Annotated in this window: 13 protein-coding genes and 5 pseudogenes; 6 read left to right on the top strand and 12 right to left on the bottom strand. The window is 69.9% G+C overall.

The annotated features are described in order from the left end of the window. The first annotated feature begins 37 nt into the window (after positions 1 to 37). Positions 38 to 595, top strand: coding sequence for a DUF4259 domain-containing protein (locus tag ABZ893_RS28710; RefSeq protein ID WP_361409159.1), 558 nt, complete (start codon positions 38 to 40; stop codon positions 593 to 595). A gap of 298 nt (positions 596 to 893) precedes the next feature. Here the strand turns inward: ABZ893_RS28710 and ABZ893_RS28705 are convergent, their stop codons facing one another. Then, entirely contained in the window at positions 894 to 1,397 is a 504-nt protein-coding gene (locus ABZ893_RS28705) for a hypothetical protein (RefSeq protein ID WP_361409156.1), read from the bottom strand. Positions 1,398 to 1,923: 526 nt separating this feature from the next. Here ABZ893_RS28705 and ABZ893_RS28700 point away from each other — a divergent pair. Next, positions 1,924 to 2,091 (top strand): hypothetical protein, encoded by a 168-nt coding sequence (locus ABZ893_RS28700; protein ID WP_361409153.1) that lies wholly within the window; start codon positions 1,924 to 1,926, stop codon positions 2,089 to 2,091. A gap of 251 nt (positions 2,092 to 2,342) precedes the next feature. Here ABZ893_RS28700 and ABZ893_RS28695 read toward each other — a convergent pair whose 3' ends face one another. The 6 genes and pseudogenes from ABZ893_RS28695 to ABZ893_RS28670 all read right to left on the bottom strand — a co-directional run bounded on the left by ABZ893_RS28695 (position 2,343) and on the right by ABZ893_RS28670 (position 6,072). Beyond that, a complete protein-coding gene (locus ABZ893_RS28695) occupies positions 2,343 to 2,843 on the bottom strand; it encodes a cytosine permease (protein WP_361409150.1) in 501 nt (166 codons plus the stop codon). Next, positions 2,755 to 2,988 (bottom strand): annotated as a pseudogene (locus ABZ893_RS28690) (cytosine permease); the annotation flags it as partial. The pseudogene ABZ893_RS28690 and the gene ABZ893_RS28695, both read right to left, overlap by 89 nt. Beyond that, complete coding sequence (locus ABZ893_RS28685) at positions 2,985 to 3,482, bottom strand: aldehyde dehydrogenase family protein (protein WP_361409147.1); 498 nt, start codon at positions 3,480 to 3,482, stop codon at positions 2,985 to 2,987. The gene ABZ893_RS28685 and the pseudogene ABZ893_RS28690, both read right to left, overlap by 4 nt. A gap of 73 nt (positions 3,483 to 3,555) precedes the next feature. Further along, positions 3,556 to 4,509, bottom strand: a pseudogene (locus ABZ893_RS28680) (aldehyde dehydrogenase family protein); the annotation flags it as partial. 23 nt (positions 4,510 to 4,532) lie between these two features. After that, a complete protein-coding gene (locus ABZ893_RS28675; protein ID WP_361409144.1) occupies positions 4,533 to 4,925 on the bottom strand; it encodes a hypothetical protein in 393 nt (130 codons plus the stop codon). Between the two features lie 10 nt (positions 4,926 to 4,935). Further along, entirely contained in the window at positions 4,936 to 6,072 is a 1,137-nt protein-coding gene (locus tag ABZ893_RS28670) for a GMC family oxidoreductase (RefSeq protein ID WP_361409141.1), read from the bottom strand. A 513-nt stretch (positions 6,073 to 6,585) separates the two neighbouring features. Between ABZ893_RS28670 and ABZ893_RS28665 the strand changes: the two genes are divergently transcribed. Continuing rightward, positions 6,586 to 10,353 carry a S8 family serine peptidase gene (locus ABZ893_RS28665; protein WP_361409138.1) on the top strand — a complete coding sequence of 1,256 codons (3,768 nt, stop codon included), beginning with the start codon at positions 6,586 to 6,588 and terminating at the stop codon, positions 10,351 to 10,353. A gap of 107 nt (positions 10,354 to 10,460) precedes the next feature. Here ABZ893_RS28665 and ABZ893_RS28660 read toward each other — a convergent pair. Next, positions 10,461 to 10,625, bottom strand: a pseudogene (locus ABZ893_RS28660) (acetyl-CoA carboxylase carboxyl transferase subunit alpha/beta); the annotation flags it as partial. 255 nt (positions 10,626 to 10,880) lie between these two features. Between ABZ893_RS28660 and ABZ893_RS28655 the strand changes: the two are divergent. The 3 genes and pseudogenes from ABZ893_RS28655 to ABZ893_RS28645 form a co-directional block, all read left to right on the top strand. Continuing rightward, on the top strand, positions 10,881 to 11,057 hold the full coding sequence (locus tag ABZ893_RS28655; protein ID WP_361409135.1) for a hypothetical protein: 177 nt from the start codon (positions 10,881 to 10,883) through the stop codon (positions 11,055 to 11,057). A 127-nt stretch (positions 11,058 to 11,184) separates the two neighbouring features. Then, on the top strand, positions 11,185 to 12,165 hold the full coding sequence (locus ABZ893_RS28650) for a LuxR C-terminal-related transcriptional regulator (RefSeq protein WP_361409133.1): 981 nt from the start codon (positions 11,185 to 11,187) through the stop codon (positions 12,163 to 12,165). A gap of 163 nt (positions 12,166 to 12,328) precedes the next feature. Continuing rightward, positions 12,329 to 12,772: pseudogene (locus ABZ893_RS28645) on the top strand (relaxase domain-containing protein); the annotation flags it as partial. 71 nt (positions 12,773 to 12,843) lie between these two features. On the opposite strand, the gene ABZ893_RS28640 reads toward ABZ893_RS28645, so the two are convergent. The 4 genes and pseudogenes from ABZ893_RS28640 to ABZ893_RS28625 all read right to left on the bottom strand — a co-directional run bounded on the left by ABZ893_RS28640 (position 12,844) and on the right by ABZ893_RS28625 (position 15,612). Next, on the bottom strand, positions 12,844 to 13,491 hold the full coding sequence (locus tag ABZ893_RS28640) for a response regulator transcription factor (RefSeq protein WP_361409130.1): 648 nt from the start codon (positions 13,489 to 13,491) through the stop codon (positions 12,844 to 12,846). After that, a complete protein-coding gene (locus ABZ893_RS28635; RefSeq protein ID WP_361409701.1) occupies positions 13,409 to 13,861 on the bottom strand; it encodes an RHS repeat domain-containing protein in 453 nt (150 codons plus the stop codon). The genes ABZ893_RS28640 and ABZ893_RS28635 overlap by 83 nt, the downstream gene beginning before the upstream one ends. Positions 13,862 to 14,318: 457 nt before the next feature. After that, positions 14,319 to 14,453 (bottom strand): annotated as a pseudogene (locus tag ABZ893_RS28630) (DUF6531 domain-containing protein); the annotation flags it as partial. Positions 14,454 to 14,526: 73 nt separating this feature from the next. Continuing rightward, positions 14,527 to 15,612 (bottom strand): hypothetical protein, encoded by a 1,086-nt coding sequence (locus tag ABZ893_RS28625; protein ID WP_361409127.1) that lies wholly within the window; start codon positions 15,610 to 15,612, stop codon positions 14,527 to 14,529. Positions 15,613 to 16,696 lie beyond the last annotated feature (1,084 nt).

Here is a 16,696-nt window from a genome sequence, read left to right as displayed (position 1 = left end):
TGCCATGGTCCATGGCCGTAAGCCTCGTTGACGGGGCATGGTCACTGCGCTTCTCCCTCACGGTGGCCGCTGCCGCTGCCGCTGCCGCTGCCGCTGCCGCTGGTGCGGCGGCGTCGGAGCAGACTTCGCCAACGCACTCGACGAAGCCGAGCCCGAGGCACGAGAAGCCCTGATCCGAGGCGTGCTCGTCCGGACGATCGACGCAACCGGCTATCTCCGGGAGGCGGAAGAGGGGGTGGCCGCCGCCTTGATCGCGGCGCAATGCCCGGAGGGTGACCCCGTCGACAGCACCTACGGTCCGGAATCACCCATGCCCCTGTTCCTCTCCGACCTGCGCGCACTCGCCGACGAAGCCCTCGCCCGCATCGTCAGCGACGAGGATGGGCCGGCCTCAAACTGGGTCGGCCCGGAGGCTGGAAGAGGTGGCGAGCCATACGCACGCGCCTCCGCGCGGTGTTTGCCCCGTCACCCCCTTCCAACGCTCTCTTCGATATTCAGCCGTAACCGAGCGTTACTCGGCATGGAACTTGAGCCAGAATCGGAACTCGCGAACATCACTACCCCGCGCTCTGTCCGCGTCTCCCAGGCGACTTGATCCAGGCCCTGCCTGCCCTCCGCCTCCCGGATGTTGCCGGGCTACGTGCTCGGGGTGTGGTCGCAGGCCCCGCGGAGGAAGTGCCGGCCTTGCGGCGGGCCCTCGGAGTCGGCGGTCGGGGCGGGCGTCGAGCCCCGCGCCCGAGGTGATGGCTGTCGTGTTGCTCGTCGTCGGCACGGCCACCCGTTTTTTGCCCGGCGCACGATTTCGTGTGCCGGGTGGGCTGTCCGGGGGCTGGTCTTGCGTAGGGGATGCCGCACTGTTCGCGTCGGCGGCCCGGTGACACCTGGGTTTGCGCTCAGTGCCCGACCGCTGCCTTGGCCGCGACGATCACCAGGCCGAGCAGCAGATTCACCGCGCCCTGGGCGACGACCTGGGGCCGTGAAGCGCCCGCACGACGTGCGCCCAGGCATGCCCAGAAGACCTGCTGGGCGACAGCGACACCCAGGGCGAGCCAGGCGTTCTCGCCCGTGCCCAGCTTCGGACTGACCAGGACCGCGAGGGCGGGTAAGGCGGCTGCTTCCACGATCGGCCACTCGTGGCTCGCGATTCTGCGAATCTCCGCACGAGTGACGGACGTACCCGCCTCCCGCTCGCCGGCAACGTGCGCGTAGACATGGGCAAGCCAGAAGACGATGCCGGTGACAAGCAGCAGAAGGATCAGCTGAAGTCTGGGGAAGGGCTCGTGCACGCTCGAGGCCGCCAGAACGGACGCGGCCAGGAGCGATCCGTACACCGCGCCGGCGTAGTCGGTGCGGCGGGTGAGCGGGGACGGTTCGGAGTCGGGCGGCGCATCCTTCACACTGGCGATTCTGTGGGTGAAGTCCGACCACCGCAGCCCGCGACCACGCGAGGTCCGGCAGTGTGGACGTTTGCCCACCACGGCTATAGCGGGGGCGGGAGGCTGGACATACGCCTTGCAGCCTGGACGAAGACGCCCAACCTCCCAGGCCGACCTGATCCACGCACTGCCCGGCCTCCGCCTCTCGGACGTCACCGAGCTGCGCGCCCGAGGCGTGGTGGGAGGCTCACTGAGACAGCGCCGGCCATACGGCGCACCCTCGGAGCCGGCGGTCGCGCCGACGAGGCCCCCCGCCTGAGCCGACGGCCGCCGTGTGCTCGTCGACCTCGACCAGGCCGTCGAACTCCGACCGGAGCGGCAGGGGGCGTACCGATCTCGCCCGTTGCCGGGACGCGGACGTCAACCTGACGCCTTCGAGCCAGGGCACCAGGTCGCCTCTGACAGGCTCCGGCCATGAGATTGCACCATCAGACGTTGGTCATGGACAACGCCGGGCCGGTTGGCCTGGAAGTCGGATCCTCACCCGGTGCCGGATGCGGTGTACTACACCCTCCTCGTCGGCGACGAACTGGCCCTGGTGCTGCCGCAGGACACCGGGGAGCGCGAGACGTTCCCCGCCGACCCGGAGAACGGATCGCCCAAGTGCGGGCCGCAGCGGCGGAGCTTGCCGAGCAGCACGCAGCCGCCGGCCTGACCGCGGCGAATCCGGCCGCACACACCGGCGGGACCGCTCGTCCCACTGCGGCTCGCCCAGCGCACTTCCACCGGAATCGGCTTGATGCGGGTCGTGGGGCGGCCCAACTCCGTGGAACGCTGGGCCGATGATCACTAGTACGCCGGATGACGCGGAGTCGCTTGCCTTCGGGGCCCTTGAGTGGCTGCTGAAGGCTGCACGGGACGTCGACGCCGGTTTGGCCTGGCCAAGCACTCTCGTCGACGACCAGGTCACGCCGGTTCTCTGCTCAGGAATCCGGACAGTGTGGCCTGACCCGAGCTGAAGAAGGTGTGCGGCACCGGGTGGACGACGAACGCCCAGACGAACGCCAGGAGCAGGACCGCACCCGAGGCGTAGGTCATGATCCGCGCATAGGCGTGGATCAGGTTGTAGCCCCAGATCGTGGCCGCGATGCTGGCCGCCGCGAGCAGCACGATGCCGGCCTTGCTGCTCAGATGCGGTATCACCGACGCCAGCGACTGTCCTCCGAAGACCAGGATCGAGATGAAGAAACCGAGGTACATCACGACCACGATCAGGACGACCAGCAGCGCACCCCAGGAGCCGAACTGCCCCTTGGTCTGCACCATTTGAGGCACCCCGAGCCGCGGCCCCTGGGCGGAGTGCAGCGGCCATGAAGATCGCGCCGAACAGGTTCCCGACGGTGATCCCCAGCGCTGCCGACCAGGCCGGCTGGCCGAACAGGGTGGTGGCGAGTCCTCCGGTGACAATGGACAGGATCATGATGTTCGTGCCGAACCAGATCGTGAACATGTCCCGGTTCGTGCCGTGCCGCTGGTCGAGCGGGATCGGCTGGATGGTTGCCGACTCGGCACCGGATGCGGACTCGCCCGGGCCGGCCGGTTGCTCACTCATGCCGGCTCCCCGCCGTCGGCGTGCCGGGCCCGGTTGACCATCACGTGCTTGGTACGTGAGTAATCGTCGAGCGCGTACGCCGACAGGTCGCGCCCGTAGCCGGACGACTTGAACCCGCCCCATGGCATCTCGGTGGCGAATGCGAGGTGGTCGTTCACCCACACCGTGCCGAAGTCCAGCCGCCCGGGCAGATCGGCGGCGCGACGGGCGTCCTCGGTCCAGACCGAGGCGGCCAGCCCGTAGGCGGCGCGATGGGCCGCCTCGACCGCAGCGTCCTCGTCGGTGAAGGTCTCCACCGTGACCACGGGCCCGAAGATCTCCTCGCGCGTCGCCTCGGCACCGTCCTGGAGGTCCACGAGGACCGTCGGGAGCGCGAAGTATCCTTCGCCTTCCGGTGCCCTCCCGCCGGTCGCCGCCCGCGCTCCTTCCGCGAAGGCACGGTCGAGGAAGCCGAGCACGCTGTCGCGGTGGGACTCCGAGACGAGCGGTCCCATCTCGATGTGCCCCCGCCGCCGGGTCGCCCATGGCCAGCGACTCCACCCGGGGCACGAGACGCTCCAGCAACTCGTCGTGGACGGACCGCTCCACGAGGATCCGGCAGGCCGCGCCGCAGTCCTGGCCCGAGTTGCCGAAGCGGGCGAACCGGATGCCCTCGACGACCGCGTCCAGGTCGGCGTCAGCGAACACGATGACCGGCGCCTTGCCGCCGAGCTCGAGGTGCACGCGCTTGAGCGTGGCCGCGGCCGCGCCGGCCACCGCATGTCCGTTCCGCACGCTGCTCGTCACCGACACGAGCGCGACATCCGGGTGCGTCGCGAGCGCCTCGCCGACCACCGGTCCGGAGCCGGTGACGACGTTCAGCACCCCGGCGGGAAGCACATCGGCGAGCAGCCCGGCCATGCGCAGCGCGGTCAGCGGTGTCTGCTCCGACGGCTTCAACACGCAGGTGTTGCCCACCGCGAGGATCGGCGCGATCTTCCACGCCGCCGTGAGCAGGGGGTAGTTCCACGGCGTGATCGCGGCCACCACCCCGACCGGCTCCCGCACGATCATCGACGTGTGGCCGGTGACGTACTCCCCGGCGCTCAGACTCGACTGCGCCCGGACCGCGCCGGCCATGAACCGCAGCGTGTCGATCGTCCCGGCGACGTCGTCGCGGGCCAACGGCATCGGCTTGCCGGTGTTGACCGACTCCAGGTGCGCCAGTGCCTCTGTGTGTGCTTCCAGCACCGCCGCGGCCCCGAGCAGCACGTCGGCGCGGTCCTTCGGTGTCCGCTGCCGCCAGCCGGGCAACGCCGCCCTGGCCGCGGCCACCGCCTTGTCGACGTCGGCCGGTGTGCCCTGCAGGGCCTGGGCGATCGGCTGTCCCGTCGCGGGGTTGAACACCGGTTGTGTCTCCGTCCCGGCGCCCTCCCAGGCGGCACCGTCGACGAAGTGCGTCAACACCGCGGTTTCCGCACCGACCGACGCCGGTTCGCCTACCGGGTGAGCCACCGGGACCTGCCTTTGTGCCTCGATCATCGTGGAATCCTTCGTTCGTGAGCTCAACGGATCGCGAAGCCGCGATCGACGACGGTGGCCAACATGTCGATGTAGGAGTCGACATCGTCGCGGGCCGTGCGCGGCGGAGGGTCGTGGGCGAGCGCGGCCTTCGTCCGGGGGCTCAGGAAGTAGGCACCGGCGGTCAGGACGGTGAGGGCCTGGAACTGCTCGGGTTGCTGCGCGCAGAGCGCGTCCAGAGCGGCTTCCGGGTCCTTGCCGACACATCGGGCAAGGGCCTCGGCGAACGGTTCGGCCAGGTCAGGGCGGTAGCCGAGCGCCTGGTCGAGCAGCGCGTCCGGCACACCGGCAGCGGTGGCCGACGGCATCGGACCGGACGCGGGAATCAGTACGTCGGCGAGTGCGGCGAAGAGACGCCGCTGGTCGGAATCGAGCATCACGGTGTCCTCAGTCGGCGGCGGGCTGGTGGTGGCGGTTGTCGGCGAGGTGGCGCATCGCCCGCAGCGCGACCGCCATGACGGTCGCGGTCGGGTTGACGCCGGTCGAGGTGACGAACACGCTCCCGTCGATGACGAAAAGGTTCGGCACGTCGTGCGTGCGGCCGTACTGGTCGACGACGGAGGTGGCGGGATCGGTACCCATGCGCGCCGTGCCCAGGAGGTGCCAGCCGCTTTCCCGGACGACGGGGGCGGGGTGCACCGAGGTCGCGCCCGCGGCCAGGTGGGCCTCGGTCGCCCGGCCGACATGGAACTTGAGCATGCGTTCGGTGTTCTCGCTGATGGTGTAGCGAATCCTGGGCACGGGGATTCCGTCGGAGTCCGTGGCGTCCGGGTCGAGGACGACCTCGTTGTGGTCCTCGGGCAGGTCCTCGGTGGTGATGCCCCACTCGGTGTACCGGCCGAAAGTGGTACCCAACCGGGTGTGGAAGGCGGGCCCGTAGGTGTCGCGCCAGTCCTCGCCCGGCTCCCACAGGGTGTGGGTGAGCGGGCCGCCGGTCGGCATCAGGTTCCACTTCGCCCCGCGCACGAACCCGCGGCCGGTGTCGGTCTCGTAGAACTGCATCGACTGCAGTGCCTGCCCGGTCGGACCGAGCCACGTCTCGAGCCCTTCCTCGTAGGTCCCGTACACCGAGGCGTAGGGATGCACCATGAGCCGCTTGCCGACCAGGCCCGAGGAGTTCGCCAGACCGTCGGGGAACTGGGCGGAGGCCGAGTTGAGCAACAGGCGCGGGGTGCCTGTCTCGTTGGCGGCCGGCACGGTCACACCCGCGGCCTGGTGGCGCACGACTCCGGCGCGATCGACGTACTCGGCACCGGTCACAAGGCCCCGATTGTCGACCGTGAGCCGCCGCACCCGGGCCCCGGTCACCAGCACGGCGCCGGCGGCGATCGCGTCGCGCCAGTGCGTGAAGTCGGTGCTCGCCTTCGCCCCGGTCGGGCATCCCGACTCGCAGGCGCCGTACCGCAGGCACGCGGGCCGGTTCCTGAACTTGCGCGAGGCGATGGCGTTCGGGGCGGGCCACCAGTGCCAGCCGAGCTTGCCCATGCCCTTGGCCGCGGCGAGGCCGTAATTGCCGATCGGCATCGACGGCCTGACGGCGGGTCACCTCTGCTGACCTGTGCCTTCGGTCCCTTTGACACGCTCGAAGGTGAGGGACACCGTGCAGTCATGGGTGGTGGGGTCAGGCCCCGGCCTCACCACCGTGGGACCCCCTGTACGCCGACCCCGACCCGCACCAGCACGCCGCCCCCGCCTTCGGCGGCCAGGGAACGGCGCGGCCGCGCGCCGCGAGGGCCGTGGCGTACTGGGGAGGAGGATCGCGTCGTCCCTCAGCGCACCCTCGGTCGACGCCAAGTGGGCCTCGCCCAATTGCTTCCAAGGCCGTAAGCCGTCCATCGGGCCGAACTCCGGACGGCACCTGTGCCGGCCATCCAGTTCGCGATCCACGTGCGGCTGTGCATCGCAGTGGACGCTGGCAAAAAGGCGCCATGCCCATTCCCGCCAGGACCTGTCCAGGTCTGTGCGCCACAGCCCCCACCACACTCTTCGCAGCACTCGGGGATCACCCCCTCCCGGGTCCGATGAAGAGAGGGCTCCATGACCAGAGTTCCCCGGAGACGCAGAGCCGGGTTGTTCTCGGCCTCACTCGCGCTCGTCCTGCTCCCGGCCGGTATGGCAGGGCAGGCCGTCGCGGCCGGACCGGACGGCGGCGGCCAAGCGGCCGCGCGCACCAGCGCCGAAGCCGCCGCACGCCCTACGGCCACCGCCCACGCCACCCATACCGTCACGCTCGTCACCGGCGACAAGGTCAATGTCACTGACCTCGGCCAGGGCAAGAAGACCGTCAGCGTGGACCGCCCGAAGGGCGCCACCGGCGCCGTCCGCACCGAGACGACGAACGGTCAGATCACCGTCGTCCCGGACGAGGCGCTGCCGTATCTGAACGCCGGCACCCTCGACGCGCGGCTGTTCGATGTGAGCGAGCTGATACGCCAGGGCTTCGCCGATGGAGACAAAGGCGCGGCGGACGGACTGCCGTTGATCGTCACTTACGGCAGGAGCGCGCGGACGGCGTCGAGTGTGCCGCAGGGCGCCGAGAAGGTGCGGTCCCTACCCAGCATCGGCGGCGCTGCGGTCCGCGCCGGCCAGGAGCGCGAGTTCTGGCGGTCCGTGGCTCCGCAGGCCGCCAAGCCCGCCGCGCGTGCGGCGACTTCGGACGGCGCGCGCTTCGCCGACGGTGTCGAGAAGATCTGGCTCGACGGGCGCGTCAAGGGCGACATGGCCGAGTCCAACGCGCAGATCGGCACGCCCCAGGCCTGGGAGTCCGGACTCACCGGCAAGGGCGTGACGGTCGCCGTGCTGGACACCGGTATCGACGCCGGGCACCCGGATCTCACGGGACGCATCTCCCAGTCGAAGAGCTTCATCGAGGGGCAGGAGGTCGCCGACCGAAACGGACACGGCACCCATGTCACCTCCACCGTCGGCGGTACCGGTGCTGCGTCGGACGGCAAGGAGAAAGGGGTCGCCCCGGACGCCACGCTCGCGGTCGGCAAGGTGCTCAGCGACCAGGGCTCCGGCAGCGAGTCGCAGATCATCGCTGGGATGGAGTGGGCCGCGCGGGACGTGCACGCCAAGGTCGTCTCGATGAGCCTCGGCTCAAGAGAGGGCAGCGACGGCACCGACCCGATGGCGCAGGCCGTGAACACGCTCTCCAAGGAGACCGGCGCCCTCTTCGTCATCGCCGCCGGGAACTCCGGCGCCCCCGGCTCGATCGGCTCGCCCGGCGCCGCTGACTCCGCGCTCACCGTCGGCGCCGTCGACTCCGCCGACCGGGCCGCGTACTTCTCCAGCCAGGGTCCCCGCTTCGGCGACAACGCGCTCAAGCCTGACGTGTCCGCGCCCGGCGTGGGCATTCTCGCCGCCCGCTCCCAGCTGATCAGCGGCAGCGGCTACTACACCTCGCTGAGTGGTACGTCGATGGCGACGCCGCATGTCGCGGGCGTCGCCGCGCTGCTCGCCCAGAAGCACCCCGACTGGAGTGGCGCGCAGCTCAAGGACGCGCTGATGTCGACCTCGAAGCAGCTCGGCGCGTCCGCGTACGCACTGGGCGCGGGCCGGGTCTCCGTGCCCGCCGCGATCACCGCGCGGATCACCGCGACCGGCAGTGCCGACCTGGGCTTCTACAGCTGGCCCTATGCGGACAACAAACCGGTGACCAAGACGCTCACCTACGCCAACGCCTCGGACCAGCCGGTCGAGCTGAGCCTCGCCGCGCAGGGCGCTCCCGACGGCGTCGTCTCGCTCGCCGACACGAAGCTGACCGTGCCCGCGCACGGCACCGCGTCCACCACGGTGACCGGTGACGGCGCGAAGGCTGCCGTCGGCAACACCAGCGGACAGATCGTGGCGAGCGCCGACGGTGCCCCCGTCGCGCACACCGCCTTCGGCATGGTGAAGGAGAACGAGCGGTACACGCTCACCGTCCACGTCAAGGACCGCGACGGCGCCGCCACCGGCGCATACCTCGTGCTGCAGCAACTCGCCAAGGGCATCGACCCGTCCCCGGCACAGGTCGGCGACTCCGGCACCCTGAAGCTGCGGCTGCCGCCGGGCACGTACAGCGTGACGTCCTTCCTCAAAGTGCGCGGCAGCCACGGCGCCGACTCGCTCGGCCTCGGCTTCCTCGCCGCCCCCGAGATCAACCTCGACCAGGACCGCGAGATCACCCTGGACGGGCAGCAGCTGAAGGAGATCAGCGCCAGGGTCGACCGGCGCACCGAGACCCGTCAGCAGGTCATGGAGTACGCCCGCAAGGCGAACGGCGCCGACATAGTCGGCGCGGTCCAGGTGCCCCCGACGTACGACAGCATCTTCGCCGCCCCTACCGACAAGGTCACCGACGGTACCTTCGCGTACCGCACAACCTGGCGGCTGGGTAAGCCGCTCCTGGAGGCCGAGGCGGGCGACAAGCCACTGAGCGATGCCACCGTCCAGCCCGGCAGCGCCCTCACGGACGGCCACAGCACCGTGCCCGTCGTGGACGCGGGCAGCGGCGCACCCGCCGACTACACCGGCAAGGATGTGCACGGCAAGGCCGTTATCGTCCACGCCACCGGCGCGATCTCGCCGGTCGTCCTGGCCCAGACGGCCCAGGACGCAGGCGCCAAGGCCCTGTTCGTCACCGACGACCAGCCCGGTCGGCTGATGGCCTGGTTCGGCAACGCCGACCACACCGGCCGGTCGCTGCTCGTCGCCACGGTCAACGCCGCCGACGGTGCCCAACTGATCGACGCGGCCAAGACCGGCGAGCGCATCCACCTCACGACCACCCGCAACTCGCCCTACATCTACGACCTGTCCGACAGCCACCCCGGCGCCATCCCGGACAACCTGACGTACGCCCCGAACGCGAGCGAACTCGCCCGGGTGGACGACACGTTCTATGCGGTGAAGCCCATCCAGGGCAGTGAGGTCCGCGCCTCGCTCACCGACACCTTCCCCGTCGCGGTGGGCTTCCCGGAGCTCATCGACTACCCGGCCAAGCGCACCGACTTCGTCACCGCCGACCACGGCCTGAAGTGGCACCAGAGCGCGTGGGCCGCGTCCGGCGCCCTTGAGGAGCGCAACGGCCTGGCCACCTACCGGGGCGGCACGCGCAGCCAGGCCGACTGGTTCAAGCCCATCTGGCACCCCTGGCTCGGCACTGGGCTCGGCTGGGGCCAGCAGCGGGCCGGGAACGACCTCGAGTTCAACGTACCCGGCTGGGGCGACTCCGGACCGGACCACACCGGCTTCGGCGACGTGTACAACGACCCCTCCCTCCAGCAGACCACCGAGGTCTACGCCGACGGGCAGCTCGTCGACCGGCGCAAATGGTCGGCGGCGTACGCCAGGAACGCCGATCCGGCCGAGCACACCTACAAGGTCGTCACCGACACCGCACTCGACCCCGCACGGTGGAAGCTGTCCACGAAGGGCCACTCGGAGTGGACCGTCAAGTCCGCCGAGACGCCCGCCGACAGGTGGACGTACCTGCCGCTGCTCAACCTCGGCTTCAACATCGACACCGACATCGCGGGCAACGTCCGCGCCGGGCAGCGCCTGCCCGTCGGGATCTACTCCGAGTACTACAAGCGCGCGACGGGCACCGGGACCATCGGCGACGGCACCCTCCAGGTGTCCTACGACGACGGCCAGACCTGGACCTCCGTCGGCCTCGAACGCGACGGGAGCAAGGCCGCCTGGAACGGCACCCTGAACGTGCCCGCCGCCGCGCAGTACATCTCGGTGCGCGCATCCGCCAGCGATGATCAGGGCGGCAAGGTCACCCAGGAGATCATCCGGGCGGTCGGCGTGAAGTGACGCGCTCCGGCCGCTGAAGCCATGGGGTGAACCGTACGCGGCGCAACCCCGAGTAACAGGAGGGCGCCGTCTCCGTGGGACCTGGGAGGCGGCGCCGCTCGTGCCGTTCAGCCCGTCGGTTCGACGATGCCGCGGACGACACCCAGCCCGACCAGGTCCTGCGGACGCAGCCCGAGCTCATCCACGGTCCGCCGCACCTGGTCGGCCCGGCTTTTGAGGATCGCGGCGGCCAGTTCGGGCGCGATGACGGAGAGACAGCGGTCTGGCGTGGCCCCTGAAGCGCGTCAGGGAATTGCTGGGGATGCCGGACGTCAGGCCGGTGCTGCGGCTGGTGTGAAGCACGCAGCCGACTCCGCAGTGTGTCGCTACAACACGCCGGTCAGGGCGTTGTCCTCCCACTGGTCGACGACCTCGAGGTAGCCGGCTAGGACCCTGGGGTGCGGAGCCGACGATCCAGTTGGCCGAGCGGTGCGCTCTGCCCAACGGTTCGGTCGGCTGCCGGGAAGATCCAGGGAGTCACGCTGTCGGTGTCCTACGACGGCAACGCCACCTGGCGGCCGGTCAAGCTCAGCGGCAAGTCCGGCATCTGGAGCGCCCGTTACGACGCCCCCCACCACGGCTTCGTGTCGCTCAAGACCGAGGGCTGGGACGACGCGGGCAACCACATCAGCCAGGAGGTGATCCGCGCCTACGGTCTGAAGTAGGCAGCTCCGAGCCGGGCGGGGCTGGCGCCCCCTCCCGTCGTGTCACACCCCACCCCCGCGTGACTGACGGAACGACAGCCTCCGTAATCTGGCCGGGATTTCACTCGACCGACCACGAGGAGGTCCCGTGCTCTCGCTGTTCGGGCTTGGCCCTGCCGAGGAGGAGGTCTACCGCCTCCTGGTGGCCCGGGCCGGCGCCAACGCCGACGTGCTGGCGGCCGAGACCGGCCGTGCACCGGCGGAGATACTGCCGCTGCTCACCACACTGGCCCGGCGCGGCCTCGCGGTGTCCAGTGCGGACGGCGAGCCGTCGGTGGCCACGGTCTACACCGCCGCGCCCCCGGCCCTCGCGCTCGGCGGAACGTTGCGGCAACGCCGCGACGACCTGCGAGCCGCCGAAGAGGCCATGCTCGCGCTCACCGAGGAGTACCGCAACGCGGCCGCTGGCGGCGGCATCGTCGAGGTCATCACCGACCCCGGCGCGGTCCGGCACCGCTTCATGCAACTCCAGGAGTCCGCCCGGCACGAGATCCGGGCGATGATGGTGCCGGAGACCACCGTCGTGCAGCGCACGCACAACACCGCCGAGCCCGCCGGTGTGCGCCGTGGCGTGCTCTACCGCACCATCGTGGAGCGCGACATGCTCGGCCAGCCGGGCGTGGTCGCCGAGGCGCTGGACGCCCTGGCGGCCGGCCAGCAGGTCAGCATCGCGGAATCGGTTCCCGTGAAGTTCATGATCGCCGACCGCGATGTGGCCATGGTGCCGCTGATCCCAGGCCGCCGTACCTCCCCCGCCTCCATCCTGGTGCACACCTGCGGGCTGCTGGAGGCCTTGCTCGCGTACTTCGAACTCGCCTGGGAGCGCGCCTACCCGCTCTCTCCCAACACCGTGGGCGGCGTCACCGAGATCCGGCCCGACGGCCTGGACGAGACGGACGCCCGCGTCCTCGCACTTGTCCTGGCCGGCCTCACCGACCAGGCCGCCGCTAGCCAGCTCGGCGTCTCCCGCCGCACCGTCCAGCGCCGTATCGGCGAACTCATGCTCAAGGCGGGGGCCGAAAGTCGAATCCAGCTGGGCTGGATCGCTTCCCGCCGAGGGTGGGCATGACCAGCGCGTTGCACTCGGCGGCAACGCCAGCACCGCCCGGCCGACAGCTCTGGCCAGGCCCCCAGTACCGGCGCCGGAAGCTCCACCCTCGGCGCTGGTATGAGAGTCGCAGCCATTGTCCGACGGATGTTCTCGGTGGCCGCGCTCAGTATCTCGGCCAGCCGTGAGTCGAAGCTGTTGGTCATCGAGTTCCCTCCCTCATGGGTTGGATCATCTTGAGACATGGGAGCCTGCGCTGACCCGGCGGGTGATCGAGGCCGCGCACGAGCGGGCCATCGCTGCCGTGCTCGCCTGGATCGAGGACGAGTCCGCGATCATCCGTATCGGCGCCCAGGGCGTCTACCAGGTCCGCCCCGTGCACGGTCTGGTCGCCGCACGGTTCCGCCACTACGAGGCGCGCTCCGGGATGCCGCTGCTGCACGACCATCTCCTGCTGTCCGTCAAAGCCCAGCGCCCCGACGGCAAGTGGGGCTTCATGCACTCCACGGTCCTGTACGAGAACACGGTGGCCGCGTCCACGCTCTACAACGAGATCGTGATGGCCGAGGCGTGTGAGGTGCTGGGGCCGGCCTCCGAGCCGCGGACCGTCACCTCCGGGCGCCGCCCGGTGATGGATGTCGCTGTTCAGTGCCGCCTTCGCGGCCTCCAGCCCCTCGGGAGGACGGGGTCCGTGCTGTGTCACGCCCGCAGGTACGCCAGCACGGCCAGCACCCGCCGATGGCCCTCGGTGTCCACTGGCAGATCCAGTTTGTTGAAGATGTTGCCGATGTGCTTGTTGACGGCCGCCTCGCTGATGAACAGGTGTTTCGAGAGGCCGGCGTTGGTGCGGCCCTCGGCGACCAGGGCGAGAACCTCCCGCTCGCGGGTGCTCAGCCGCTCCAGTGGGTCCTGGCGCAGCTGGACCAACTGGTGGATCACCTCGGGGTCCACGACCGTCCCGCCCGTCGCCACCCGCTCGATCGCGGAGATGAAGTCGACCACCTTGCTCACGCGCTCCTTGAGTAGGTAGCCCACTCCCGCGCCGCCGCCGGAGTCCAACAGCCTTAGCGCGTAGGAGCGTTCCACGTACTGGCTCAGCACGAGCACCGGCAGTCCGGCGAACTCCTCGCGCAACGCCACCGCGGCCCGAAGCCCGTCGTCGCTGAGCGTCGGCGGCATCCGCACATCGGTGACGATCAAGTCGGGCCGGTCGGCCCGGACCGCTGCCAGCAGAGCATCGGCGTCACCGACCGCCGCAACCACCTCATGGCCGACCCGCTCGAGCAGCCCGACCAGGCCTTCGCGCAACAGAACGGCGTCCTCGGCCACGATCAGGCGAAGCGACATGGAACCTCCACATGCTCCACTCCCACCGGGTCGTGTGCCCCGCGGGATCCGTACTGCTGAGCAGGCGGTCACGCGCGTCCCACTGGTGGTGGACAGTGTGCCCGAGCGTGTCGGTGATCGAGACGATCTGGCCGTGCGGGTTCGCGCGGTAGGTGGTGGCGTGGCCGAGGGAGTCGGTGTACGTCGCGGTGGTGATGCCGTCGTGCTCCGGACCGGCGTACGCGATACGGGAGGTGAGGATGCCGTCGGTGCCCTGCGTCTCGACGACCCGGCCCGAGGCGTCGTAGACGTACCGGAACTCGGTGTCGTTGCTGTCGTGCCAGCCGGTTATGCGGTGGGGCGTCGTCGTAGGTGAAGCGGGTGAGGGCATCGACGGCGGTGCGGACCTCGGTCAGGTCGCCCGCCTCGTCGTAGCAAAAGCCACGCAGACGGATCGGTCCGGCGTCGGTGAGGGCGTGCAGTCCGGTGACGAGGGGGCTGTCCTCGGCGGTGGTGACCTGGAGGCGGTAGCCACCGGAGTGGGATATCTCGAGGAGCCGGTCGTCCTGGGCGCGTTCGATGGTGATGTAGTTGTGATTGCGGTCCTCGACCCGCGTCAGCCACCACGTCCCCCCGCGGGCCTCAGCGGCCTCGAAGTGGCTGGTCAGGCCGGTGAAAGGGTCCTGGATCACGAGCACGTACGAGGTCCCCTGGGACAGATACGTCAAGGGCAGCTGCTCGCCCGCCACGGGGTCGACCCGGTCGCCGACGATGTCTGGGGTTCGGGGGTAGTAGAGGCTGGAGCCGTCTTCGCGGTGCCACCACACGCCCTCGCCCGCGGGCTCCTTCTCCAGGCGCTCGTCGAGTGTTGAGGCCCAGGACGGGCCGAAGCTGATCCCGTGGGTGTAGCCGCTCAGGTGGGCGCGGTGTAGGACAAGCGGCAGGATGCCGGGCAGTTCGGCGTCGGTCTGGGCGAGGATCATCTGGCCGGTGGCCATGTCGATAGGGTCGCCGCAGGTGAACTTTTTCTTCAAGTCCCGTGCCCTCTGCGCCAGTTCAGCACTGACCTTGCTCAGCTTGTCCCGCGCAGACTTCGGGCGGCCGCTGTCGACATGTGGCTTTCCGCCGCCGCCCTTGCCACCGTCGTGCTTGCCCACGTTGATGCTGTTCACCTTGGTGCGGACGTCGTGGTCCTTGCCCTTGTGGGTGCGGGAGGCGCCCTTGACCCGCTCCGGCAGGGTCTCGGTGATGTGCTTGCTGATCTTCTTCAGGGCTTTCTCGGAGCCCTTGATCGCGCCGTGCAGCACGCTGTCGAAGGCTTTCGTGAACGGGTCGCGGCCCTTGCTGCGACCGAACGCGCCCTTGACCCGGCCCGCCCAGCGGATCGGAGGCGGCCGTTTGCATGTCGCTGCCGTGCCGGGAGACCTTGCCCGCGCCGTCCTCGAACTCGCCGTGATCGATACGGGTGACCTTGCCCGGGCCGCTGCCGGAATCGCCGGCCGAGTCAAGATGCATTCCGCCCTTGCCGCCGTGCCCGCCACCGGCGCTGCCCTTGGCCGCTGGCATGTGGAACGCACCGTCGGCCAGATCCAGGACCATATCCTCGACCATCGCCTCCAGCTTCGCGTTGACCGGCGCGGTGAGCTTCGCGAGCACCTCGTCGACGATCCGGTCCACGGCCTCGTCGATGATCCGCTTGACCGCCTGCCGCATCGCCTGGATCTCGGCCGCGCCGAGCAGCGCGGACAGGCCGCCGGTAGCCCACGCAAGACCGATGGACAGGCCCAGGTACGCGGCCATGAGAGCGAGTTCGGCCTCGGCCTTCGTCTTCATCCAGAAGATGATTTCGGCGAGGGTGTCACAGGCGTCCGCGAACAGCCGTGCCAGTTCCGGGAGTTTCTCCAGATGGCTGGCCTTGATCTTGTTCCAGTGCTTCTCCATGGAGTCGACGGCCCAGCCCTCGGAAGAGGACAGGATCCTCGAGAACGCCTTGTGGGCATCGCCGCCATGACCCTCGAACTTCTCGGCGAACTCCCGCATGGCCGTGGCCATTTCGCGATAGTCGTCCTCATCCACGTTCGGGAAGTTGATCCCGATGAAGTCCAGAACATCGTCCAGCCAGCCCGGAATCGTATAACCCATCCCCGTACCTCTCCCCGTGCCCCACGCCCTGGCCGCAGGCACAAAAGTTGCTGCGCATGCGATCAAGAACCCAAGTGGACGGCAGCGACACAGGTGAAAGCGGAAAGCCAGCAGTTGTGGCCATGCACCAGGCCGCCGAAGCTTCACGGTCAGGGCAGCGGGGGACCAGCGCATGACCACGCTCTGGGACGCAGACGGGGAAGGCCACACGGCTTGGAACATGCCGCACTCAGTTCCCCTGGGGGATACGCGGCGACATCCACGAAGCTCTCCTCACCCTCGGCGCGGAGCGGGCCGGGGGCGCTGAAAGTACATGCCGCACGCTGCGACACCGTCACCGTCCGAGACACGGAGGCAGGTGCCCAGCGGGAAGAGCGAAGCGCAACTCGTGTGGCCCGCTCGAGTGCAGGAGGATCCACTCATCGAGCCAACCCTCATGCGCAGCTTGGGTGATACCTCGACCTCGCCTTGACTGTGGGTGTTGCGCGCTCGGCGGTTCAGCCGGGGGAGCGACAGTTGCCACGCGACCTCGGTCTCCTGCGATGCGCAGCGCCAGAAGGAGATCAAGCGTGAGCCGGTCAACTGGTCTAGCAGGTGGGCGAGTTGCTGCGGTGTCTGCCCGCACAGGTGCATGAGGAGATCCATCTCGGCTGTGCCGGTTCCGTCGGGGCGGGTGTGCGAGGCCGCGGTGAGCGCGGCGAGCCGGACGGCGCCGGGGAGTACGCGCGGGGCGGGCCGGGGAAGAGGGTGCGAGGCCCAGTGCGCGGCCCGGGTGCGCTGCGGACGGTGCGACTGGGCCTGCACCGCCGCGTCGAGGAGGCGGACCTGCACCGGGCCGCGGCCCCTGCCGCGCTGCAGCCAGCCGGTGTACTCCAACTCCTCCTACAGTCGCGTGATCGGTCTGCCGGGAAGAGTAGAGGCGTCAGGCATCCCGGTCTTGGCCGGGCGGGGCAGGATACGGGGTACGAGGCTCGGTGAGGCGGAACGTGTCGGGGCGCGGGGCCGCTTCGGGCCCCGCCCGCCCCGGGACCGGGCAGGCCTCAGCCTGCGGGGCTGGTCCAGTCGGCGGGAATCCGGGCGAGGC

Origin of the sequence: Streptomyces sp. NPDC046821 (assembly GCF_040645335.1) — a bacterium.
Lineage (GTDB): Bacteria > Actinomycetota > Actinomycetes > Streptomycetales > Streptomycetaceae > Streptomyces.
The sequence above is the reverse complement of the archived record's forward strand: the minus strand, read 5'-3'. Positions and strand labels throughout refer to the sequence as shown.